This is a genomic window from Acetobacterium wieringae, from assembly GCF_001766835.1.
GTDB lineage: Bacteria > Bacillota > Clostridia > Eubacteriales > Eubacteriaceae > Acetobacterium > Acetobacterium wieringae.
Map to the genome: position 1 here is coordinate 311,756 of NZ_LKEU01000027.1, position 24,201 is coordinate 335,956.

A 24,201-nucleotide genomic window follows, 5' to 3' on the forward strand; every position below is an offset into this window, starting at 1 on the left:
AATAACGCACACGGACAAGTATCGTTCATAATATACTCTGTTCAATAGAAAGTAAAAAAAAGTGATGGCTTAGCCGTCACTTTTTTTTGATAACGTTAAGATAGATCATACCAAGCGCTGAAGCTAGACACACCAGCACGAGGCCAAAGATAATTTTTAGTGTTGGAACCGCTTCAGCGGCGGCATAACCGGCCGTCACCACGGTGATCGAGTCGCTGTGAATATCGACATCGCCGCCATGTTGGGCACAGGCCCGGTTAAATACCCCGGTGGCCTGAAGCTGGTCACCGTGATGCTTGTAATCACCAAATACCCTAATGCTCTCGGCATCGTCAAGCGGCATCCAGATGCCCATGGCATTGGTGCCGTCATTGATATTGACCCAGGCGTGATCACCCCGCTCCATCGCTTCACCAATGGCTTCGCCGGTGACAGTGACAGTTTGACCGTCCATAGCTTCGGCATTTTCCACCAGCTGATTCAGTTCGATCACATCAGCGGCAAATACGCTTCCATTCAGGCAGAAAAGCAGGCTCACCGTAAGCATAAGCAGTTTTATTATTTTGTCCAACATTTTTTTATACCTCCGATGATGAAACCGATGAGGGCGAAAACGGAAAGAAATTCCAGTCGACCCAGATACATGGCAATAATATAGTAGACCTTCATCACGGCGGGCATACCCGGGGCGGTGATGCCGATGGATAGCCCCACATTGCCAGTAATTGAGGCTGCTTCAAAGGCGGCGCTGGCCAGTGGGTAACCATAATAGGTGCCGATCAGCGTTCCGATGGCAAAGGTGATCAGATAACAAATGATGATCAGGGCCGCTGCCTTGACCAGGCCATCCGAAAGAATCTGATCCTTGATGTGGTGAAAACGAAAGACTTTGACATTGCGTTCTGAAGCCAGAAGGCGTTTCACATCAGCAAGGATGCTGTTACCGATGATGCCAACCCGCAGCCCTTTAAAACCGCCGGCGGTAGAACAGGCCGAGCCGCCAATCAGCATCACAATGACGAGAATCAGGATTCCGAAGTCACCCCATTCCAGGGCGAACTGTCGGGCATAAACCGAACCAAATCCGGTGGTGGTATGAGCGGACAAGACATTATAAACAACCCGCCGAAACATTGCGATGGCATCATGATAAACGCCGGTTCGAGCAAGCCACATGACGGCCAGGATACTGGCCAAAAACGAGCTGATAAAAAAACTCTGGGTTTCGATGTTTTTGAGCAATTCTTTTTTATTGCCAGAAAGAATCGCATAATGCAGTCCGAAATTCAACGAACCCAGAATAAAAAAGATGATCGTCAGGTTTTCATAAGAAAAGCTATGGTAATACATCATGTTCTGGGTATAGGGGGCAAAACCGCCGGTGCTCCAGGAGGAGGCAAAAATAAACAGTCCATTAAAAAAGGCTGACAAGGGGGTCAGTCCGATGGCCAAGCCGTCAATCCACAAGGCCACCGTTCCGATGACCAGATAAACCATGCTGATTTTCCAGATAATCCGGGCCGTGCCCTTGACATTGGGAACCAGGTCGATATCTTTGGCTTCCCCGACATAAAAGATGTAGGCACCACCGGTTTCTTTTAATAAAAAGGTCAACGCCAGCACAATCATACCCTGACCGCCAATAAAGGTGAGCATATGACGCCATAGATTTAAACTGAGCGAGATATGATCCAAATCTTGGGTCAACACCATGCCCGTGGTAGTAAAACCGCTCATGACATCAAAACAGGCATCCAGAATTGAATTGACATGGCCGCTGAGCAAATAGGGAATAGCACACAAAAACATCAAAATAATCCAGGAAAGTGATGCCACCACAAAACCGTGTTTCCACTGGACAAAACTTTTGTTGTGGCGGGTCTGTTTTCCGATGATAATAAGGAGCAGTCCCAGAATAATAGAAATCGCCATGGTGATGATAAAATCCCAAAAGGGATTCCATTCCTGAAGACCCACTGCTGTCAAAATGGGGAGAACCATGAGCAGGGCGATGCCCAGAACAACATAGCCGGTATAGTAACTGATGATAAAGATACTGTAAAAGCGTCCGTTAAAAGTATTCATGGCAATTCTAAATCATCACAAGGGTTAGAATAAAAAACAGTAGGACATAGGCCGATACCGACAGCAGCTCCATCATCAACCCTAGCAGTTCATTTTTTCGTGATTCCATTTGATTTCCTCCCTCTTATCGAAATTTTTTTAATTTGGCTAAAGCCGCCTTATTGGTAATCACTAACACTTTGTCATTTTCCAGAAACCGCGTATCGCCGCGGGGGTAAATGACCTGTTCATCCCGGAGGATCGAAGTAATGACGCATTCGGCTGGCAAATCCATGTCCTGGATAAATTGATTGGACCAGCGGTCATCGGCATGGATGATGATTTCGACGAGAATCATGGCGCCGCGTTCAAAGGTGTGGATCAATTTAAAATTATCCTTATCAAATTCATATTCGATAAGATTGGCAATCACCTCGGTGCTGCAAACCGTTTTGTCCACCCCCAGAGCCTTGAACATGGCAATGTTTTTGGGATTATTGATCCGGGCGATGGTTTTACTGATGTTAAAACTGACCTTGGCAATCTCGCAGATCACCAGATTTTCTTCATCGGTTCCGGTGACGGCGGCAATGATTTCAGCTTCCTGGATGCCAGCGTCTTTTAAAACTTCCAGATCGGTACCGTCGCCGCAAATGATCTCAATGTCAATGTCTTCAGCGATTTTTTGGCAAATCACACTGTTTCGTTCAATTAAGACGACATGATAGCCTCTTTTTTTAAGGGTGTGAACCAGATAATAGCCGACCTTTCCGCCCCCGATAATGATTGATTTCATCGTGATATCTCCTTAGCCAGTGAGGCAATAATTTTTTCTTTATCTTTTTTCCCTATGGTGCAGATTATTTTTGCACCATAGGGAACCAGCTCATCGTTTTCAGGAAAAACAAAGCGATCAGCCACCATTAAGCCGGACAGGATACAGTTATATTTTTCTTCGATGCATTTTACCGTACACGGCTTATGTTTTTTTACCGTCAGTTCAATAATTTCAGTGTCCGGTTGAATAACCGCCAACACCTCCACATTTTTTTCAGAGATCTTCCGTTTAAGGATCTCCACCCCCAGCTGGGTGGGACAAATGGTTTCAATACCCAGCATGTCATAAATATGTTTTCGGCTGGGATCCCCGACCCGGGCGATGATGCGGGGGACATTATAGATTTTTTTGGCGATCAGGGACACGGTGATGTTAATGTTATCATCAGCAGTTACCGCTAAAACAAAATCAGCTTGTTTGATGCCAGCTTCTTGTAAGCGATCACTGTCATATTCAATGCCTCTAAATTTGGAACCATTAAAACCGCTCCCCAGTACATTTAATTTTTCGCTGTCGTGGTCGATGACCGAAACATCGTATCCGGTGATGGATAACTCTTTGGCCAAGGTGCTGCCGAGCTTGCCGCAGCCAATAATAATGATATACATAATTTTCTCCTAATATGAAGCCAAGATGATGGATAAACGAACTAGTTTTTATTTACCCTACTAAAAAATTATCACAGATCCTATAAAGTTTGTATAAAGAAGTGGAGGACTTATATAAATTTAATATTAATGGATAGGCGTTGAAAAATTAACGGCCCTTCGCTATAATGAGGTAAACGAGGGGTTATTTTGAGAGAGGGATGGAAAAATGAAGATAACAGTAATCAATGGAACCATGCGCCATGGCAGCACCTGGCACTGTAAGGATTTGCTACTGGAAAAAATTTCACAATTGGAAGAAACCAAGGTCAGGGAGTTTTATCTGCCCAAAGACATGTCCAATTTTTGCAGTGGCTGTTTTTCCTGCTTTTTAAAGGGGGAAGACACCTGTCCTCATGCCGATCAGATTAAGCCTATTGTTGCCGCCCTGGAAGAGGCCGATCTGGTGATCCTGACCTCTTCAGTTTACGGGCTGGATGTTAGCGGTCAGTTAAAAGCCTTACTGGATCATCTGTGCTTTATGTGGCTTAGCCACCGGCCCAATCCGAAGATGTTTAATAAGGTGGGGATCAGTTTTGCCACCACAGCCGGAGCGGGTCTTTCCCATACCACCAAAACGATGCAGAACAGTCTGAAATTCTGGGGGGTAAAAAAACGGTTTGCCAGTAAGCAGGCAGTGGCCGCCACGAAATGGAGTGAGATATCCGACAAAAAGCGCAGTCAAATTGATAAAGACATGGTTCAGTTGGCTAAAAAAGCCACCGCAGCGGTGGCTAATATTGAACACAGCACAGCGCCCTTGTTTCGAAAAATCATGTTTGTGATGATGAAGAATATGATGAAAAAAAATGACTGGAATCCCACCGATCGTAATCACTGGGAAGCTCAGGGCTGGTTAAGCGGGACGAAGCCCTTTTAGCATCAGACGACCTCAATGGTGGTGGTCATGTCAAGAATTTTAGCCAACCGAGCCTGGGGCAGTGTCCGCAGATAAGCGTCCAGATTGTGCTGCATCCGGACTTCGGAAGCGGAAAAATCAATGGCGTCAATGGTCGGATGGAGGGGATGACGTTTGGCTAGCACGGCCAGCTCAATGTCCTCCAGCAGCGCAAAGATTTTGGCTGCTTCGGCAGACTCCAGTTCGGTGGCGATGAGCAGGTCTTCCATGTCGGCCAGGGATTTAATCTGTTCTTTAATGATGGCCAGTTTATCCTCAAAAAAGCGGCAGGACAAAAATTCTGTCACTAGTTCCCGATAAGCTTTATCATCCATTTTTAGGCCCATGTTGTAACAGACAAGGGGTCTGGTTTTGGGATTGAACCGGGGCACAAAAACCTTGTTAAGGGAATTGGTGACCAGCCCCTGATAAACGGTGGTGGTGATTTTCGGGAGACTGGCAAGCAGGTATTTTTTCAGAGACCGATTGGTTAGTGCCAGATCAGTGATCAGCTCCTCGGTCGCTCTTTTTAATTGCGTTTGGAGTTCTAATTGGTTATGGCTGCGTAATTTTTTATCCAGGCTATTGAGATCAGCCGGACTAAAATTTAACAGATGCCAGGGTACGTTTAACAATTGACAACCCAGCGCATTTTGAAAAATCTGGGCACAGATGTTTTCAAGTAGATTTTGATAGGCCTTATCATAACCGCTCATCACTTCATGGATGATATCGGCATCAAAATATAAACAAAACAAATTTTCATAATACAGACTTTCCAGATATTTGATGACGAACTCAACCCCGGCCAGATCCGTAACTGGATGGATCAGCTGATAGTCGATGTCACTGGGGATTTCGTGAGCATGAAAATTGATTTCATAGCTTTCAAAAAAGGGCTTGAAACCCTGGTCAATGGTGATATTATAGGCATGATTGGCGGTTTTTAACTTGCTTTTGCAAACCTGGTTAAAAAAATAATGGGCTACATTTATTTTTCGCTTCAGTACTGCTAAACCCTGTTCATAGAGTTTCTCAAGGGGTTCATTTTCAACCTGGAAGAGGGCGGTGTCTAGATTGGGCAGTGATTTAAGGTAGATGCCGATGGTAAAAAGATTGGAGGCCATGATGCCCTGGGCAATTTCAACCCGGACCGAGCTGCTTTGGCCCCGGGTAAAGCGTTCAGTAGAGTCAGCCAGTAGTTTAAGACATTCCAGTTGAATACGTTCGGCTTCTTTGGGACTGAGTACGCCCTTGATAGCGGCCTCCTGGAGCAGCGACTGAAAATAAAATTCGCCACTGAGTTTGTCGGCATCAATTACAGTCTGTTTTTTGATTTTATTATTCATCTTCATCCTCGTCTTCCATTAATTTTTCACTATCATACAGATCGTTATAATCAGGATCAATTCCCAGCCGCACGTTTCTAGCCACCCGCTCCAGTTCCCGAAATTTTAGTTGATCCAGAGAACCCTGACAGACCCCGTCGAAATACTTTTTCATCGTGCCAATCAGATCATCATCGCTCATTAAATCCAGGGTTTCATTTTTGAAATAATAAAAGATTTCAACCAGATCGTTTATTATTTCGGCATAGTAGTGTTGGGAGATGTAGGGGCTATTGGCAAAGGTCAGAATGACTTTTTCAATAATTCCGCCGCCAAACTCGACCCGGCCAACATTTTTCAGTGAATCGGATCGAGTTTCAACCAGTTCCAGCGCCTGCTCTTCGGATAATACCAGCGCATAATCAGCCGTAATTTTATTGCATAACAACACTTCCGAAACGGCCTGTTTTTCGATCAAAAAATTATCAAACAGCATCAGTTCAAACGACATAGAGGTACCTCCCTGGCATACAAAAAAATAGATTGACTATTGACAAAACTGGCAAGATGTGCTATTATGATTATATAAAAAATAAAATGGGATATTTGTATGCGCATTATTTATAATATCACGAATAACTAAATAAATCAATGGTATTAATACAAAACAGGTGTTGTTTAAGAAACAACACTTGTTTTTTTTGCAGCAAGTGACTTTGACCAGAACGTTCGCACTCCAGGTAAAGACAGTTGAGGCACGATCAGACGAGGGAGTTCTGATTATCGATAACCGCGAGAAAAAAATCCTGCAGTCATTCGAATTGGAGTGGTAATATCTTAATGGAATCTTTATCTTCTGACGGCGATTCAATATACTAAATTAATTGCAAAATAAATATAATTAAACTACAAAGAATGTTTGAATTCAGGAGGAAAAGAAGATGGATAAAATGAATGCCTTTGAAGAATATAGTGCTTCAGCAAAAAAGGCTTTAAAAGAAGGCGACTATATTTTGGCAGAAGCAAAAATAAAGCAAGCTATGAATGAGAATCCCCATTCTCCAGGGGTACATAACCTTTATGGGATTCTGGAAGAATTGTTGAATGAAGATAATTTGGCCCATAAACACTATCGGGCTGCCATTGCGCTCGATCCCGCCTATGCACCAGCGATGCGGAATCTGGAAAGAATTTCGACCTTCGCTGAACATGCCAGAAAAGCTCATGTTGATTTTGGAGATACGTCGGAACAGGACGGGGAAGACGTATATATTATTGAATACAACCGGAATCATGTCGGGCATTTGCGAAAAAAAGACAGGAAGTGATCAGAATGAATGTGGTGTTGGTAATTTCAGGACTCATTGTATTGATGTTACTGATTTATTTGGTAGTGATATTATTTAAGGGGGAAGAACGATGAATCAGATAATCATCGCAGACAGCCTATATCTGGTGATTCTGGTGGTGCTTTCGATTCCTCTGGGTTTTTATATTGATAAAGTGATGACCGGACAGCAGGTATTTCTGTCTGCAGTGATGCGACCCGTTGAAAGAATGATTTATCGCATCATGGGCATCCGGGAGGAAGATGAGATGAGTCCCAAACAGTATGCCCTGGCGGTGATCTTTTTTAGTAGTTTGGGGCTGATTTTTGTGTATGCATTGCAAATGCTTCAAGGAGGACTGCCTTTTAATCCCGAAAATTTGACCGCCCCGTCCTGGGATCTGGCCTTTAATACCGCCGCCAGCTTTGTATCAAACACCAATTGGCAGGCTTATTCCGGGGAGTCAAGCATGTCCTATCTGACCCAGGCATTGGCTTTGGGGGTATGGAACTTTCTGTCGGCGGCAACTGGAATCGCAGTCCTGTTTGCCCTGATCAGAGGGTTTGTCCGGACTAAAAAAACGACGATTGGTAGTTTTTGGGTCGATTTAATTCGAATCAGTTTTTATCTACTGATTCCCTTGTCGCTGATGTTTTCACTGGTGCTGGTAGCTCAGGGCGTTGTTCAGACAATCGGTCCCTATCATGAAATTGTGGCACTGGAAACCGGGATCACCCAAAGCATCCCGTTGGGACCGGCAGCCAGTCAGATTGCGATCAAGCAGTTGGGTACCAATGGCGGTGGTTTTTTCGGGATGAACTCTGCTTTCCCGTTGGAGAACCCCACCACTCTCACCAACTTTTTAGAACTTTTAGCCATTCTGCTGATTCCGGCATCGCTTTGTGTGGCCTTTGGCAAAGCAGTGGGCGACAATAAACAGGGGCGGGCCATCTATCTGGTTATGATGATTCTGTTTGTCGGCGCATTGGCGGCTGTGACTGTCAGCGAAGCCATTGGGGCACCACTGGTTCCGGGCGTGCTGGCTTCTGGTAATCTGGAAGGCAAAGAAATCATTCACGGGGTTGGAACCTCGGCGTTGTGGGGAACTGCCACCACGGCAGCGTCCAATGGCTCGGTGAATGCCATGCACGACAGCTTTACCCCACTGGCCGGTTTGATTCTGATGTTTTTAATGCAGATCGGCGAAGTTGTTTTCGGCGGCGTTGGTAGTGGTTTGTATGGTATGCTTGGCTTTGTGATCCTGACCGTTTTTATTGCCGGACTGATGGTTGGACGGACGCCTGAATATCTGGGCAAAAAAGTTGAACCATTTGACATGAAGATGGTCTGTCTGATTGTTTTGGTACCACCGGTTTTCACGCTACTGGGAACCGCAGTGGCGGTCACAATACCTCAGGCCAGTGATTGGTTGACAAACTCGGGCCCCCATGGGTTTTCCGAAATTCTGTATGCCTTTAGCTCAATGGGCAATAACAACGGCAGTGCATTTGGCGGATTTGCGGCCAACACGCTGTTTAGCAATGTGGCTGGTGGATTGATCATGCTGATTGTGCGGTTTGTGCCCTTGGTGGCAGTGATTTTCCTGGCTGGAAATTTAGCGAATAAGAAGCTGGTTGCCAAAACCGAGGGAACCCTGTCGACCAGTAATGCCCTGTTTGTCGGTTTGCTGATTGCGATTGTGTTGTTAATTGGGGCGCTGAGTTTTTTACCGGCACTGGCTCTGGGACCGATTGCTGATTATTTTACAGCTATAACATGAGGCTGATGGGAGTTGAATGATGTGGATAATAATGATTTGAAGAAAAATATTATGATTGATGCCATCAGGCAAGCTGTTATCAAATTATCACCCCGGGTACAGCTTAAAAATCCGGTAATGTTTGTGGTTTTTGTCGGGGCGATTATGACGACCGCCCTCTATTTTCTGAGCTTTGCCCAGCTTAATGATGAAGGGGCCAGCTATACTCTGGCGATTGCCTTAATCCTCTGGTTTACGGTTTTATTTGCAAATTTTGCTGAAGCCATTGCTGAAGGTCGTGGTCGGGCCCAGGCTGACAGTTTGCGCCGGGCCCGCAAAGATGTGACGGCGCACAAGCTAAAAGATCCCGCTGATATAGCCCTTTACAGTGAGGTTCCGTCAAGTAGCCTGAAAAAGGGTGATATCGTTTATATCAAATCCGGAGAGCAGATTCCCATGGATGGCGATGTGATTGAAGGGGCAGCGTCAGTAGATGAAAGTGCCATTACCGGAGAATCGGCACCGGTGATTCGGGAATCCGGCGGAGATCGCAGTGCTGTCACTGGGGGCACCACGCTACTATCAGACTGGCTGGTGATTCAGGTGACGGCAGCGGCAGGTGAAAGCTTTCTGGATAAAATGATCGCCATGGTTGAAGGGGCATCGCGAAAAAAAACCCCTAATGAAGTCGCCCTGCAGATTTTGCTGGTCGCATTGACAATCATCTTTTTGGTGGTGAGTGCGACCTTGCTTCCTTTTTCCTACTTTGCCAGTAAACAGGCCGGTATTGGTACTGGGATTTCGGTCACCAATGTCATCGCATTGTTGGTCTGTCTGGCACCCACAACCATCGGGGCGCTGCTTTCTTCCATTGGGATTGCCGGGATGAGTCGACTCAATCAGGCCAATGTGCTGGCTATGAGCGGCAGAGCCATTGAGGCAGCCGGTGATGTGGATGTGCTATTGCTGGATAAAACCGGAACCATTACCCTGGGAAATCGTCAGGCCAGTGTGTTTATCCCGATCACCGGCGTTTCCGAAAAAGAGCTGGCTGATGCGGCACAATTGTCATCGTTGGCTGATGAAACGGCGGAAGGGCGGAGTATTGTGGTGCTGGCCAAGGAACGGTTTGATTTGCGGGGTCGGGACATCAAAGCCCTGGGAGCCAGCTTTGTACCATTTACAGCCAAAACCAGAATGAGTGGGATTGACTTTCAGGGCCATCAGATTCGCAAAGGGGCTGCCGCTGCAGTGAAATCTTTCGTCCTGGCTAACGGCGGCGAATTTCCCGATGAATGTGATGAGATTGTCAAAAAGATTGCCAATGACGGGGGAACGCCACTGGTGGTAGCCAGAAATAATCAGGTGCTGGGTGTGATCTATCTCAAAGATATTGTCAAAAATGGGGTTAAGGAACGATTTGAAGATTTGCGAAAGATGGGAATCAAAACGATTATGATTACCGGCGACAATCCGATGACAGCGGCGGCCATTGCCGCTGAGGCGGGCGTGGATGACTTTCTGGCTGAAGCAACGCCGGAAGCCAAGCTGACTCTGATCCGGGATTATCAGGCCAAGGGACATCTGGTTGCGATGACCGGCGACGGCACCAATGATGCCCCGGCACTGGCCCAGGCTGATGTGGCGGTGGCCATGAATACCGGAACCCAGGCCGCCAAAGAAGCCGGGAATATGGTCGATCTGGATTCCAGTCCCACCAAACTGATTGACATTGTCCGGATCGGCAAACAGCTGCTGATGACCAGAGGGGCCCTGACAACCTTTAGTGTGGCCAATGATGTGGCCAAATATTTTGCCATCATTCCGGTTTTGTTTTTCAGTATTTATCCACAATTGATGGGACTGAACATAATGGGGCTGACCAGCGCCAGAAGTGCGATCCTATCGGCGATCATCTATAACGCCTTGATTATTGTCGCTTTGATTCCCCTGGCTTTAAAAGGGGTCAAGTATCGGGAGGTAGCAGCGGGAAAACTGTTGCAAAGGAATCTGCTGATTTATGGTTTGGGCGGTTTAGTGGCACCGTTTATGGCGATTAAATTATTGGACATGCTATTAACCGTCCTGGGTCTGGGGTGAGGTGAAAGAAGATGGAAAAAAACAAAAGCGCATCGATCGTATCAAAATTGCGGCCAGCATTGGTTGGTTTTGTGGTACTTACCCTGATTTGTGGTGTGGTTTATCCGGCTATCGTAACAAGTATTGCACAAATGGCATTTCCAAATCAGGCAAATGGTAGTATCATAACAGTAGTACAAGAAAACGGAACGACCATTGATGTGGGCTCAGCCCTGATTGGCCAGACCTTTACTGCGCCACAATATCTGATTGGCAGACCCCAGGGAACATCGCAATTATCACCGGTCAGCGAAGAACAACAGGCGCTGATCAAGGAGCGGGTGGTCTGGTGGCAGGCCCTTGATCCTGAAAATAGCAGGGCGATTCCCGGTGACCTGGTAATGGCTTCGGGAAGCGGGGTTGATCCCAATATCTCTCTGGAAGCAGCCGAATATCAGGTTGACCGGATTGCCCGGGTGCGAAACATCTCAGCAGCAGCCGTCCGTGAAATCATTGACCGCTATACAACCAGGAAACTGCTGGGCCTCTGGGGAGAAGACGCAGTCAATGTCTTGAAGGTGAATCTGGCTCTGGATGGACGCATTCCGTAAAATAACGCGATGAAGGTGGGGAATTAAATGGTGGATTTCAGTGATACCCGTCCCAATCCGGATGATATTCTAGAAGATTTGTTTATCAAAGAACAAAATAAGAAAGGGCGCCTGGAAATTTTTTTCGGGTATGCTGCTGGGGTAGGAAAAACCTATGCGATGATCGATGATGCCCAGGAGCAGCTGCGCTGCGGCGTTGATGTCCTGGTGGGCTATGTGGAAGAACATACCCGCCCGGAAACTATTCAGATCATGAGTGGCCTGCCGACTCTGGCACCCAAAATGGTGGAATACCGCAAGCTTCATCTTAAAGAGTTTGATCTGGATGCCGCCCTGGAACGAAAGCCGGAATTGATTCTGGTCGACGAACTGGCTCACACCAATGCCCCAGGAATGCGCAATAAAAAAAGATACCAGGATATTGAAGAGCTGCTCAATGCCGGAATTGATGTTTTTACAACGGTTAATGTGCAACATTTGGAGAGCCTCAACGATGTGGTTCAGAAAATTACCCACGTCGGTGTCAAAGAAACCATTCCGGATTATGTCTTTAATCAGGCCGATAAGATCCGGCTGATTGATATTGAACCGGATGAATTGCTAAGGCGCTTTGAAAGCGGCAAAATTTACCGGCCAGAACGGACCCAGAAAGCCCTGGATAATTTTTTCACCCGGGAAAATCTCCGGCTGCTCCGGGAAATTGCGATGCGAAAAGCCGCCAATCGGATCAGTTCGGATAATCAGAATGAGCCCCGGCTATCAAAAAAAATGGCCAATATCAGGCTGATGGTCTGTATCAGTGCGTCACCCTCATCAGCTCGCTGTATTCGCTGGACTGATCGCACGGCCGAAGCCTTCCGGGCGCCCTGGACAGCGGTTTATGTGGAAGATCTGGATAGCGATGCGATGACCGATGGCGAAAAAAATAGGATTCGTGAACATCTGGCTCTTGCCGAACGGCTGGGCGCTGAGATTGTCACCCTCAATGGACATGATGTAGCTACGGTGATTGCTGAATACGCCAAGCTGTCCGGGATTACCAATATTGTGATTGGTAAAAGCCGAAACAAAGAATCGCTGATTAGTTATTTTAAAGCCAGCCTTGAAGAAAAACTGATTGCGATGCTGCCCAGCATTGAAATTCATATCATTCCCGGTAACCTGGGGACAAATAAGAGCACCTTTTATCAACACCGGCGGTTGCGGATCAGCCGGAACCTGTTCTTATCCTGGCAGGATAGCGTAAAAACCCTGCTGATCATTGTGGCTGCAACCTTAATTTCGTTAATGCTTCAAGCGCTGAATATCAGTGATCAGAATATTATCATGGTTTATATTCTGTCGGTTCTGATTATTTCGCGGGTCACGGTCGGCTATCTCTATGGGGTTCTGGCCTCCTGTCTGACGGTGCTGGTATTTAATTATTTTTTTACGATCCCTTATTACACCCTCCACGCTATTCAGGAAGGGTATCCGATTACCTTTGTGATTATGCTGTTGGTTGCATTGATTACCAGTGCCCTGACGGTTCGGATCAAAACCCAGGCCCGGCTGGCGGTGGAGCGGGAACATCGCACTGAAGTGCTCTATGAAATCAATAAAAAATTGCTGGCCTCCCGGGATTTTGAAGAAACCATCGGGTTGATTAATGCCTATATGGTCAAGATTTTTGGTCGATCGGCGATTTTCTACAGTCAGGATCCGGAGGATCATGATTCCGAAACATTTTTGCAATCGGCACTCGACGGCGATGCTACTTTTCTTAAGTCAGAAAGCGAGCGGGCGGTAGCCCATTGGGTCTTTATGAATAAAAAATGTGCCGGAGCCGGAACTGATACTTTGATGGGAGCCAGGGCTTTTTATATGCCGATTATTGCCCGGAGTAAGGTGTTGGGGGTTATCGGCTTGTCTTGCGAAAACGGGGTTCTTAACCAGAACAATCGTCTGTTTTTGAGGATGATTGCTTCACAGGTTGAGATGGCTCTGGAACGTCACTATCTTTCCAATGAGCAAAGGCGAATACTGGTTGAATCGGAAAAAGAAAAAATGCGAAGCAATTTGCTTCGGGGGATATCTCATGATCTGAGAACCCCACTGACGGGAATTTTAGGGGCAAGCTCAGCGATTCTAGAAAGCGGTAACATCATGGATCAGGAGACCCAGGAAACCTTAATCAGCAATATTAAGGAGGATTCCCAGTGGTTGATCCGGATGGTGGAAAATCTGCTGTCGGTTACCCGGATTAATGAGGGTCCGATGAATGTGACCAAAACACCGGAGGCAGCCGAAGAAATTGTGGCCGAAGCGATCAGTCGGATTCGCAAACGCTTTGTAAGCCGTAAGATTACAGTCAAGGTGCCGGAGGAGCTGTTGATCGTCCCGATGGATGGCACCCTGATTGAACAGGTGCTCATCAACCTGCTGGAAAATGCGATCAAGTACTCGCCAGAAGATTCGATCATTGCGGTTGAAGTCAAAAAATCCAGCCATGAGGCGGTCTTTGAAGTATGCGATCAGGGAAAGGGGATCACTGACCAGGATTTCCCTTATCTCTTTGAGACCTATGTACCGGATGGCAAACGAAGCTCGGATTCATCCCGAGGAATGGGGATTGGTTTATCCATTTGCCATTCCATCGTTAAGGCCCATCAGGGCAAAATCGAAGCGGAAAATAAAGAGCAGGGCGGGGCTGTTTTTCGCTTCACCTTACCATTGCAGGAGGGCCAGGAAAATGGATAATAAGTCAGTCATATTGATTGTCGAGGATGAAGCAGGAATTTCCAACTTCATTGCGGCCATATTAAAAGCAAATGATTATAAAATGATCAAGGCCGTCACTGGCAAAGAAGCGATTTCAATGACAGCATCCTATTCGCCAGATCTGATTCTGCTGGATTTGGGTTTGCCGGATATGGACGGTATGGATGTGTTGAAAACCATCCGGGAATGGTCAACGATACCAGTCGTCGTCGTATCGGCCCGGGGACACGAACGGGAAAAAGTCGAAGCCCTGGATCTGGGAGCCGATGACTATATCACCAAACCCTTCGGCACTGCCGAGTTACTGGCAAGAATCCGCACTGGCATTCGGCACAGTCCTAAAAACAGCAGCGAAAACACGTTAGAAAGTACCAGTCTGGTGATCGGTGAGCTGGCCATTGATTACGATAAGCGCATCGTGATGGTGGGTGACAAGTCGGTTCATCTAACGCCGATTGAATATAAGATTATCGTGCTGTTGTCAAAAAATATCGGAAAAGTGCTGACCCACGATTATATTATCAGGGAGGTTTGGGGTCCCTATACCAATGAGATTCAGGCGTTGCGGGTGAATATGGCCAACATTCGCCGAAAAATCGAAGATAATCCGGCCGAACCCCGCTATATTGTCACCCAGGTTGGCGTCGGTTATCGGATGGTGGAAGAATTGGAAGGGTGAAAAATTCAAGCATATCAGTATTGACTGCCAATTAATTGAGGTTTCAATTCTTAATTGGCAGTTTTTTGTTGTTAAAAATCGATAAACCAGCGTTATGTTTCTTGATTTTTATTAATTCTATTGACGATCATTGCCTAAAAATGGCATACTAGAACTGATTGGATTGCGTCAAAAATCGAAAAATAATTAAGAAAAACCATTTCTTTAAACAGATCATAATGTAAAACTGATATAATATTCAATTATCGTAAAATATTCTGCGCAAAAGCATACCTTTTCATAAAATTAGAGATAACAGGAAGAAATCACCACGGTTAAACGTTAACCTGATGATTGAAGAAGGAAAAATATGAATATAACAGTATTGAATATTGCAGTTATCCTGATTATTCTTTTTTTATTTGGTCTGGGGCTGTATTTTATTCTTAAAAGAGGCAGAAAACGAAAAAAAGAACGGGAGATACGTCGGTTTAATGAGCTGGTTCAGACCTTCATCGAGTCTGAGGAGATTCCGGTATCCCTAAAAGATGATCAATTAAACTATATTTTTATCAACCTGGCCATGGAAGATTTTTATGGGATCAACTCCGAAGATATTATTGGTCAGGATGACTTCGAAATCCTGGAAGAAAAGATGGCGATCAAAGAGCGAGAAACCGATAAAAAGGTTTTAGCGACCAAAACCTTTGTGACCGATGAGATGTTATGGAAGGGTAAGATTTTTAAAACCACCAAATTTCCAGTGGATCTGCTAAACGGCAAGTTTGGGGTTGGGGCCTATATCCGCTCGGCGTCGGAGAAGAATCGGGAAAAATACCTAAAAACATTGATGTCAATCAGTGATGGGGTTATGATTGTTGATCCCCTGGGTAAGATTGAGATGCTTAATAACACGGCGGAGGAAATGACCGGCTGGCCGGTCAGAGAAGCGCTGGGGAAACACTATTCTCTGGTTTTCGTCCTGGAGGACGAAAAACAGGCGGATCTCGTGCCGGATCATATTGCAGAAGCCTTTCGAGATAACGCCATGAAAGAATTCGACACCCATGTGCTGCTGGTTTCCCGGGATGGAAGAAAATATCACCTGGAAGACAGTGTTGCCCCCATCAGTGACGAAGAGGGCCATATTGACGGAGCCATTGTCATCTTTAGAGATGTTACCGAAAAGAAAGAAAAAAGAGCGGCCATTGAGTATAACAGTTTTCATGATGCCCTCACTGGTTTATATAATCGACGCTTTTTTGAAGAAGAACTGATTCGCCTCAATACCGAAAGAAATCTGCCCCTGTCAGTTATTATTGGTGATGTGGACGGGTTAAAACTAACGAATGATATTTTTGGCCATGATGCTGGCGATGAATTGATCAAAAAGGTTTCGGAAATATTTAAAAAGGTCTGTCGGGCCGATGATATTATTGCCCGCTGGGGCGGAGACGAATTTGCCATTTTGCTGCCGCAAACCGAAAAAAAAGATGCCCAAAGGCTTTCGGATCGAATTAAAGATAATTTCAGCAAAGAAAAAATTAAGTCGATCCAGGGAAATGTGTCCCTGGGTGTTGCGACAAAATATGAGCCGGAAGAAAATATTGAAGTCATTATTGCCAGCGCTGAAGACAACATGTATATGAAAAAAACCATAAATCGGGGGAAAAAGAAGGAAGATACCTTTAATAATATTCTCGATAAGCTGTATGGTGAATTGCCAGCCGAAGCTGAGCATGCCCGGAGAACCAGTGAGATTTGCAAAAAAATTGCCCGCAAAATGAATTTGTCTGAAGCTGAGATTAACAAGGTGTCAAAGGCTGCGTATCTTCATGATATTGGAAAAGTGGCCTTGGATAAAGAGATCGCCAGAAAAAATGAATATGTGATTGATGACACCTATAAAGAGATGAAAATGCATCCGGTGGTTGGCTTTCGGATTCTTAATGCCTTTGATCATACCGTCGATTTGGCCAATATTGTTTTGGGACACCATGAACGTTGGGATGGAAGCGGTTATCCCCAGGGGCTCATGGGTCAAGAAATACCCAAGCTGGCCCGGATTATTGCAGTCGGAGAACGATTTGATGATATGACAGCGGAAACGGACTATCGACCAGCGATCAGCATTGATGATGCACTGGAGGAAATGAAACGGAATGTAGGGACCCATTATGATCCGGATGTTGTTGCCGCTCTGGAACAAGTGATTCGTGACGAGCAAACCTATACAAGGAAAATAACCCGCTAAGGGCATAAAGAGGCCTCAGTAATGAATTATTACTGAGGCTTTAAATGTTGCTCGATAACTTTGCAGAAAATTTTTACCATGCCGGGATCAAATTGGGATCCGGCACAGGAGATAATCTCGTGGATGGCTGTTTCAGGGGAAAGGGCACTCCGGTAGGGGCGGTCATTGGTCATGGCGTCGTAGGAATCAACTATTGATAAAACCCGACATTCAATTGGAATATCTTCACCGGCGAGGCCCAGGGGGTAGCCGCTACCATCCCATTTCTCCTGATGTTTTAAAATCAGATGGGATATTTCTTTCAGTTCCGAGGACTCATTGGCAATCCGTTCGCCAATGGCGCAATGGGTTTTCATCACCTTCCACTCATCTGGGGTTAAAGCACCGGGCTTTTTTAAGATACTGTCGGGAATGCCGACTTTACCGATATCATGGAATTTGGTCAGCAACTGAATCCGATCCATGACATTTTGGGGTAACCGCAGCGCTTGTCCGATAAGGGTGGCCAGGGTATCCATGCGACTGGTATGGCCTTCGGTGATATAATCTTTGGCTTCCAGGGCCTTCATCAGGGTTTTAACCAGATTGTTACGGGTGCTGGATTCTTTTAGCAGTTTGTTCTGATACATATTATTGTCGGCTTCCTGAAACAGAAAGTTGGTATTAACCAGACCGCAAGGGTGATAGGAATAACCGTAGGAAAGCGATATTTTAAAGGTTGCATCCGGCAGTTCATTTAAGCATTTTAAATGGGCATTCATTTTTTCCAGTGCGGATTCGATGGTATCCGACGGCTGATTTTTGACAATGACCCCGAATTCATCACCACCAATTCGGGACACAATTCCCAATGGTTGAAAACTCCGGCCAATGACCTGACTGGCCGAGACAATCACCTGATCGCCCAGCAAATGTCCCAGTGTATCATTGACAAATTTGAGGCCGTCTATATCCAGCAATAAAATGGTTAAATTTTTGATGTCCCGGTTGTTGAGCTGTTCCAATTCAGCCTCAAAGAAGCGGCGGTTAGCGATATGGGTCAGGGTATCTTTATCCACCAGATCCCGGAGTTTCTTTTCCATGATGACCCGTTCGGTCATATCCCGGATCATAATCAGAACTTCATCAAAGCTGGAAATCTGAACCCGGACTTCAAAATAATGAAGGGAATCTTTAAAGGTCATCGAAAAATAATAATCCGATAAAACCCGGGTTCGCATAACCAGGTCAATCACCTGCTTTAAATCGGCCATCAGAATCGGATTGCGCATGATTTCCAGAAGGGCATACGATCCGGTATTCAACGAAGGATTAAGGGGTGTAATCTGTCCTTCGCCATTGCTGATCAGCAGAATATCGGGGATGGTGGCGATTAAAGCTCGGGTTCGGCTGTTGATTCGTTCCAGATCCAGCAGTTTTGTTTGGAGTTCAGAGTAGTAATTCTTTTTAAAAGAGTTTTCCCCCAGGCCGATTATCGTTTCCCGGGTGATCTCTTTTTTATTTTTGTGATTCCAAGACTCGTCCATAAATCATTCTCACCTCTTCTTTTGTCAAGACTCTGGGATTGGTCACCATGCAGGGATCATTGAGAGCGTTTTCTACCAGATAGTCAAGGGTGCTTTCTTTGAGATTCGGCACCATAATACTGGCAGGAATACTTAGGTTTTGCCGCATCGAAGCGATCCGGGTCGTGATCATTTCAAGCAGTAAATAATCACTGACATTATCTACCAGCAGACCAAGTTGTCTGGCGATATCCCGATAGCGGTCAGGTACAGTTTCAAAATTAATGCGGATAATGTGCTCAAGCAGAATGCTGTTACATTCGCCATGGGGTAAATCCAGAAGCCCGCCCATGGAATGGGACATGGCATGGACAGCACCGAGACTGGCATTGGAAAAGGCCAATCCGGCCTGGAGAGAACCCAGCATCAGCTGAAACATCGTTTCAATGCTTCGTGTAGGGGTAACGGATTGTTCGACGGCTTGATTAATCAGACCAATCGACTCCAGAGCATGAACGTCAGTCAGGGCTGAATGGGTATTGGATACATAGGCTTCGATGGCATGGGTCAAGGCATCCATGGCAGTACAGGCAGTTAAATAGGGATCCATGGACATCAACGGAACCGGATCGATCAGGGCCAGATCGGGAACCACCTTTTTACTGATGATCGCCCGTTTAATATTGGCAGCAGTATCCTTGATAATGGCAAACTGAGAAACATCGGCTGAGGATCCGGCAGTGGTGGGAATACAGATCAGCGGTGGTCCGGGCATCTGAACTTCATCGACCCCTTCATAATCCAGGACATTGCCGCCGTTGGTAGCCACAATACTGATGCACTTTGCGCAATCGATGGCACTGCCGCCGCCAATGGCAATGATCAGGTCGCAACCCAGCGATAAAAAAAGCTTTGCTCCGATCATCGCTTCGATATCCTTAGGATTAGGGGTGGTTTCATCGAAAACACACAGTTTTTCAACATGGGGGCGGATCTGATCGATGGTTTCGTGATACCAGTCAAAGTCATGAATATTTTTATCGGTTACAATCAGCGGTTTTTTGGCATTAAAATGAGATATGTAACGACCAATCAACAAACGGGCATCGACACCGATGATTATTTCCGGGATCACAAATTTTCTTAGTTCCAGTAGGGTTTCAGCCATAACAATAACCTCTCATTCTCGTCTGAAAATCTGTTACTTAAGTATAACAGTTGGAATTCTTTCTGTAAACATTTCGCTGATGTAAAATATCATTATCAAAGAAAGGTTTATCTATTATAGGTACCCGCATCCGATAAAAATTAACGTAAATTTAACCGGATGATAACATTAATGACCAACTCCCATGGTTATAATTTGTGACATCAACAATGGGGAGGAATGTGTTTGGATATCAATCAGAATAAAGAAGAAGAGCGGTTGAGAGGAGAGCTCTTGGAAATACTCTATCAGAAGAAAATCAGCACCGTTTTTCAGCCCATTGTGTCATTACAAGACGGAACCGTCCATGGTTACGAGGCGCTGAGTCGGGGGCCGGTTGCTTCGTTGCTTCATAATCCGGATATGCTGTTTAAATGTGCCCAAAAATTTAATAAGCTCTGGGAGTTGGAATTTTTGTGTCGTTCAAAGGCCTTTGAGGCGGCGTTTAAAATCGAGAGCGAATTTAAGCTTTTTTTAAATGTAAATCCGAATATTATGCAGGATGTCCAATTCAGGAAAGGCTTCACCCGGGAGTATCTGGAAAAATTTGACATTGATCCCAAGCGCATTATTTTTGAGATTACCGAGAGCGAGGCCATCAATCATCTGGCGGACTTTATTAAAACCATTGACAATTATAAAGAACAGGATTATCGGATTGCCATCGATGATGCCGGGGCCGGATACTCGGGACTGAATCTAATCTCAGATATTCATCCCAACTATATTAAGCTGGACATGAAACTGATCCGGGATATTGATAAGGACATGACAAAACAATCCCTGGTACGGTGTCTGAACGAATTTTCAGAATATACCGAAACGGCACTGATTGCCGAGGGGATCGAGACGAAGGAAGAACTGCTGACACTCATCGAAATTGGGGTTTCGTATGGACAAGGTTATTTTATTCAAAAGCCCAATGGAATTCTAAATTCAATCTCAAAGGATGTGCTTGAAATTGTTATGAAAGAGAATGCCAGGAAAAGAAAGTTGTTGGATAATCGGGTTCTTGATGATCGGATTGAGAGCATCTGTAAGCAGGAGAAAACCATATCGCCGGATATCCTCGTTTCACAGGTTCATGAAATGTTTAAAGAAAATGAAACCCGCTCCGGCTTTTGTGTGGTTGAAGATCAGCTTCCGATCGGGGTGATTACCCGAAACGCCCTTTATAAACGGATTAGCGGTCAATACGGCTACATTCTTTATGCCAATAAACCGGTTCGCAATATCATGGATACCGATTTTATGGACGTGGATTGCCTGGCCACCATTGATGTTGTCGGGAAAAATGCGATGCAGCGGGATTTTGATAAAATTTATGATTTTATTGTGGTAACCCGGGATAATCAGTTTCAGGGCATTGTGACGGTTAAAGACCTGATGGAAAAACTGATCGAAATTGAGTTTGTCTATGCGAAACACCTGAATCCGCTGACTGAACTTCCGGGAAACCTGATGATTGAACAACAGCTGGAAAAGGCCCTTAAATCCAAGGACAAAAAAACGATTCTATATTTTGATCTGGATAATTTTAAGGCCTATAACGATCTGTATGGCTTTGAAAATGGCGATCGGGTATTGAAGGAGTTTGCCGAGATCTTAAAAACCCGGATTCCAAGCGAGTATTTTATTGGTCATATTGGTGGGGATGACTTTATTGCCATTGTCCCCAAAAAGAAAACCGAGCAGCTGTGTATCAGTATCATGCATGCCTTTAACGAGGCCGTGATTAAATATTACAGTAAGGAAGACATTGACAAAGGCTATATCACCTCCAAAGATCGCAAGGATGTGGAGGAGAATTTCCCCTTTTTGTCAGTTTCAATTGCCGGTGTGGCCAGCGATCACAGCAAAACGATTTTTGAACTGGCCGAAACAGCCGCAAAAATTAAAAAGAAATGCAAGAAAAAACCGGGTAGTAATTACCTGTTGAGTTAAACCGGGCAGTCCAAAAACAGATGCGCAGAGCGTGTCTGTTTTTTTTCGGCAACAGGACTGAGAGCTTTGATGATTGAAGCTTTTGGCAAATGGGTAAATAGGGTTTGAGATAAAGAAACGAGGTGACCAAAATGGAAAAGGAATTAAGACCCCAGGTTGTGGTCAGTAAATGCATGGGCTTTGATGCCTGCCGATATAATGGACAAACACTGCCGGATAAGTTTGTCGAAAAACTAAAAGACTATGTGGACTATCATCCGGTTTGCGCCGAGGTGGAAATTGGCCTGGGGGTGCCCCGCAACCCGGTTCGCCTGGTGATGGAAAACGAGCAGCTTGTTTTGTATCAACCGGCCTCGGATACCGAATATACCGGAGAAATGATTGCCTTTAGTGATGCTTTTTTTGACAGCCTGAAGGCCGTGGACGGTTTCATTTTAAAAGGGCGTTCACCATCCTGCGGTACCAAAGACGTCAAAGTTTATCTGGGTAAAGCTAAGACCACGGGTTCGATTAAAGGTCAGGGCATTTTTGCGGGTCAGGTATTTAAACGCTATCCTTATCTGGCCATCGAAGAAGAGGGCCGGTTAACTAATTTTAGAATTAGAGAGCATTTTCTGGCTAAACTCTATACGCTGTGCCGTTATCGCCAGGTGGAAAAAGCCAAAACAATGGCGGCGCTGGTTAAATTTCAGGCCCAAAACAAATATTTGCTGATGGCTTATAGTCAGAAAGAGCAGAAAGAATTGGGCCGAATTGTTGCCAATCATGATAAGCTACCACTCGAACAGGTCTTTAGTAGCTATAAAGCCCATCTTGGCATTGCTTTTTTGAGAATTCCCCGGTATAGTAATTATATTAATGTGATGCTGCATATTTTTGGTTATTTTTCAGAACAGCTTTCCAGCGGTGAAAAAAACTTTATACTGGATAGTTTTGAAAAATATAAAAGTGGGAAAATCCCCCTCAGTGTACCGATCAATGTTCTTAAGTCTTATGTCATTAAATATAACGATCCCTATCTTCTGGATCAGACCATCTGGGCCCCGTTTCCGGAAGAACTGATGGATATCAGTGATTCGGGAAAGATGGCAGAACTAATCAGTAAATAAGCAAAGACTGGGGAGTATAAAAAATTTGAATTTTTAAGCCGAACTGTTCTCTGACTGGATTCTATGGTATGATTTATATGAGGTAGTAATGAACATTTATGAAATGCCCGAATTGCCCATCAAAGATGAACTGATCTCGGTGCTGGAGCACAATCAGACGATCCGGATCGAACGGATTATCAGTACGGGGCAGCAATCAAACTGGTATGATCAGCAGGAGCACGAATATGTGGTTTTGCTGGAAGGAAGGGCTCAGTTAGTCTTTGAAGATGACCGGAAGGTCACGTTGGTAAAAGGGGATACTCTTTTGATTCTGCCGCATCAGAAACATCGGGTCGCTTATACCTCGACAGATCCGCCCTGTATCTGGCTGTGTGTATTTTATTAAGAGGGTCGTTCATTACCCAATGGGCACAAATCGTAAAGATTAGATTCAATACCAAAGGATAAGCACGGAGATAAGAATGAAAAATGAAATGACAGGCAAAATAAAGATCTTAAAAGACGGGCCCTATGTGGTTACCGGGAATATTAAACTTTCTGAGAAAATAATTACGTCCCAGGGAAAAGGCTATGTTTATCGGGAGGGGCGGGAGTTGCCGCAGGCGAAGACCTATACCCTGTGCCGTTGCGGAAAGTCAAAGAATCCGCCTTTTTGTGATGGCGCCCATTCAAAATGTGATTTTCATGGTGATGAAACCGCATCAAAAGCCGATTTTGTCGATCGGGCCGAAGTGCTCATTGGGGCTGATCTGGATATGCGAGATGACCACCGCTGTGCATTTGCCAGATTCTGTCACCGCAATGATGGTACCGCATGGGAGCTGATCAGGCAGTCCGATAATCCCACCCTCAAAAATGAAGCCATTAAAGCCGCCAGCGAGTGTCCGGCCGGGCGGTTAGTGGCAGTAGAAAAAAGTGGCGCATTCATTGAACCGGAATATGAACCCGAAATTGTGATTCTTCAGGATCCGGAGCGGGGGGCCAGTTGTGGTATTTTTGTTAAGGGGGGGATTCCCCTTCAATCGGCAGATGGCAGCCTATATGAAAAGCGCAATCGCCTGGTATTGTGTCGCTGTGGCGAATCGGTCAATAAGCCCTTTTGTGATGCGACCCACATTCATATAAAATATCTGGATGACCAGGTGTAAAACTTGGTATATTTTTATGTAAAAAATAATACCAGACAAAGGTTCGTTTAACCTTTGTCTG

The 24,201-nt window shown here is 45.3% G+C and carries 20 protein-coding genes; 12 read left to right on the forward strand and 8 right to left on the reverse strand.

Annotated elements, in window-relative coordinates:
* Window positions 1-76 precede the first annotated feature (76 nt).
* The 4 genes from ACWI_RS08270 to ACWI_RS08285 form a co-directional block, all read right to left on the reverse strand.
* Window positions 77-574, reverse strand: coding sequence for a hypothetical protein (locus ACWI_RS08270; RefSeq protein ID WP_070370950.1), 498 nt, complete (start codon window positions 572-574; stop codon window positions 77-79).
* Window positions 559-2,085, reverse strand: a complete 1,527-nt coding sequence (locus ACWI_RS08275) for a TrkH family potassium uptake protein (RefSeq protein WP_070370951.1) — start codon at window positions 2,083-2,085, stop codon at window positions 559-561. The genes ACWI_RS08270 and ACWI_RS08275 overlap by 16 nt, the downstream gene beginning before the upstream one ends.
* A gap of 124 nt (window positions 2,086-2,209) precedes the next feature.
* Window positions 2,210-2,860: a potassium channel family protein gene (locus ACWI_RS08280; RefSeq protein ID WP_070370952.1), complete on the reverse strand. Its 651-nt coding sequence runs from the start codon at window positions 2,858-2,860 to the stop codon at window positions 2,210-2,212.
* Complete coding sequence (locus ACWI_RS08285; RefSeq protein WP_070370953.1) at window positions 2,857-3,510, reverse strand: potassium channel family protein; 654 nt, start codon at window positions 3,508-3,510, stop codon at window positions 2,857-2,859. The genes ACWI_RS08280 and ACWI_RS08285 overlap by 4 nt, the downstream gene beginning before the upstream one ends.
* A 208-nt stretch (window positions 3,511-3,718) precedes the next feature.
* Between ACWI_RS08285 and ACWI_RS08290 the strand changes: the two genes are divergently transcribed.
* Window positions 3,719-4,429: a flavodoxin family protein gene (locus ACWI_RS08290; RefSeq protein ID WP_070370954.1), complete on the forward strand. Its 711-nt coding sequence runs from the start codon at window positions 3,719-3,721 to the stop codon at window positions 4,427-4,429.
* A 2-nt stretch (window positions 4,430-4,431) separates the two neighbouring features.
* Here the strand turns inward: ACWI_RS08290 and ACWI_RS08295 are convergent, their stop codons facing one another.
* Complete coding sequence (locus ACWI_RS08295) at window positions 4,432-5,796, reverse strand: DUF6179 domain-containing protein (RefSeq protein ID WP_070370955.1); 1,365 nt, start codon at window positions 5,794-5,796, stop codon at window positions 4,432-4,434.
* Window positions 5,789-6,286, reverse strand: coding sequence for a DUF6323 family protein (locus tag ACWI_RS08300; protein WP_070370956.1), 498 nt, complete (start codon window positions 6,284-6,286; stop codon window positions 5,789-5,791). Before ACWI_RS08300 ends, ACWI_RS08295 begins: the two co-directional genes overlap by 8 nt.
* 430 nt (window positions 6,287-6,716) lie before the next feature.
* Between ACWI_RS08300 and ACWI_RS08305 the strand changes: the two genes are divergently transcribed.
* The 7 genes from ACWI_RS08305 (at window position 6,717) to ACWI_RS08335 (ending at window position 17,224) form a co-directional block, all read left to right on the forward strand.
* Complete coding sequence (locus ACWI_RS08305; RefSeq protein WP_070370957.1) at window positions 6,717-7,103, forward strand: hypothetical protein; 387 nt, start codon at window positions 6,717-6,719, stop codon at window positions 7,101-7,103.
* Between the two features lie 91 nt (window positions 7,104-7,194).
* Window positions 7,195-8,883: a potassium-transporting ATPase subunit KdpA gene (gene kdpA, locus ACWI_RS08310; protein ID WP_070370958.1), complete on the forward strand. Its 1,689-nt coding sequence runs from the start codon at window positions 7,195-7,197 to the stop codon at window positions 8,881-8,883.
* 51 nt (window positions 8,884-8,934) lie between these two features.
* A complete protein-coding gene (gene kdpB, locus ACWI_RS08315; RefSeq protein ID WP_070371045.1) occupies window positions 8,935-10,962 on the forward strand; it encodes a potassium-transporting ATPase subunit KdpB in 2,028 nt (675 codons plus the stop codon).
* 11 nt (window positions 10,963-10,973) lie between these two features.
* A complete protein-coding gene (gene kdpC, locus ACWI_RS08320; RefSeq protein ID WP_070370959.1) occupies window positions 10,974-11,552 on the forward strand; it encodes a K(+)-transporting ATPase subunit C in 579 nt (192 codons plus the stop codon).
* 27 nt (window positions 11,553-11,579) lie between these two features.
* A complete protein-coding gene (locus tag ACWI_RS08325) occupies window positions 11,580-14,291 on the forward strand; it encodes a sensor histidine kinase (protein WP_070370960.1) in 2,712 nt (903 codons plus the stop codon).
* Complete coding sequence (locus ACWI_RS08330) at window positions 14,284-14,991, forward strand: response regulator (protein WP_070370961.1); 708 nt, start codon at window positions 14,284-14,286, stop codon at window positions 14,989-14,991. The genes ACWI_RS08325 and ACWI_RS08330 overlap by 8 nt, the downstream gene beginning before the upstream one ends.
* 349 nt (window positions 14,992-15,340) lie before the next feature.
* On the forward strand, window positions 15,341-17,224 hold the full coding sequence (locus ACWI_RS08335) for a sensor domain-containing diguanylate cyclase/phosphohydrolase (RefSeq protein ID WP_070370962.1): 1,884 nt from the start codon (window positions 15,341-15,343) through the stop codon (window positions 17,222-17,224).
* Between the two features lie 29 nt (window positions 17,225-17,253).
* On the opposite strand, the gene ACWI_RS08340 is transcribed toward ACWI_RS08335, so the two are convergent.
* Window positions 17,254-18,750 carry a bifunctional diguanylate cyclase/phosphohydrolase gene (locus ACWI_RS08340; RefSeq protein ID WP_070370963.1) on the reverse strand — a complete coding sequence of 499 codons (1,497 nt, stop codon included), beginning with the start codon at window positions 18,748-18,750 and terminating at the stop codon, window positions 17,254-17,256.
* The gene (locus ACWI_RS08345) at window positions 18,722-19,897 is read right to left on the reverse strand and encodes an iron-containing alcohol dehydrogenase (RefSeq protein WP_070370964.1); all 1,176 of its coding nucleotides are present in this window, start codon (window positions 19,895-19,897) and stop codon (window positions 18,722-18,724) included. The genes ACWI_RS08340 and ACWI_RS08345 overlap by 29 nt, the downstream gene beginning before the upstream one ends.
* A 225-nt stretch (window positions 19,898-20,122) precedes the next feature.
* Here ACWI_RS08345 and ACWI_RS08350 point away from each other — a divergent pair, with 225 nt between their 5' ends.
* The 4 genes from ACWI_RS08350 (at window position 20,123) to ACWI_RS08365 (ending at window position 24,140) form a co-directional block, all read left to right on the forward strand.
* Window positions 20,123-21,880, forward strand: coding sequence for a GGDEF domain-containing protein (locus ACWI_RS08350; RefSeq protein WP_084633577.1), 1,758 nt, complete (start codon window positions 20,123-20,125; stop codon window positions 21,878-21,880).
* Between the two features lie 131 nt (window positions 21,881-22,011).
* Window positions 22,012-22,989, forward strand: a complete 978-nt coding sequence (locus tag ACWI_RS08355) for a YbgA family protein (RefSeq protein WP_070370966.1) — start codon at window positions 22,012-22,014, stop codon at window positions 22,987-22,989.
* An 88-nt stretch (window positions 22,990-23,077) separates the two neighbouring features.
* On the forward strand, window positions 23,078-23,377 hold the full coding sequence (locus tag ACWI_RS08360) for a cupin domain-containing protein (RefSeq protein WP_070370967.1): 300 nt from the start codon (window positions 23,078-23,080) through the stop codon (window positions 23,375-23,377).
* A gap of 76 nt (window positions 23,378-23,453) precedes the next feature.
* A complete protein-coding gene (locus ACWI_RS08365) occupies window positions 23,454-24,140 on the forward strand; it encodes a CDGSH iron-sulfur domain-containing protein (RefSeq protein WP_070370968.1) in 687 nt (228 codons plus the stop codon).
* The last annotated feature ends 61 nt before the right edge of the window (window positions 24,141-24,201 follow it).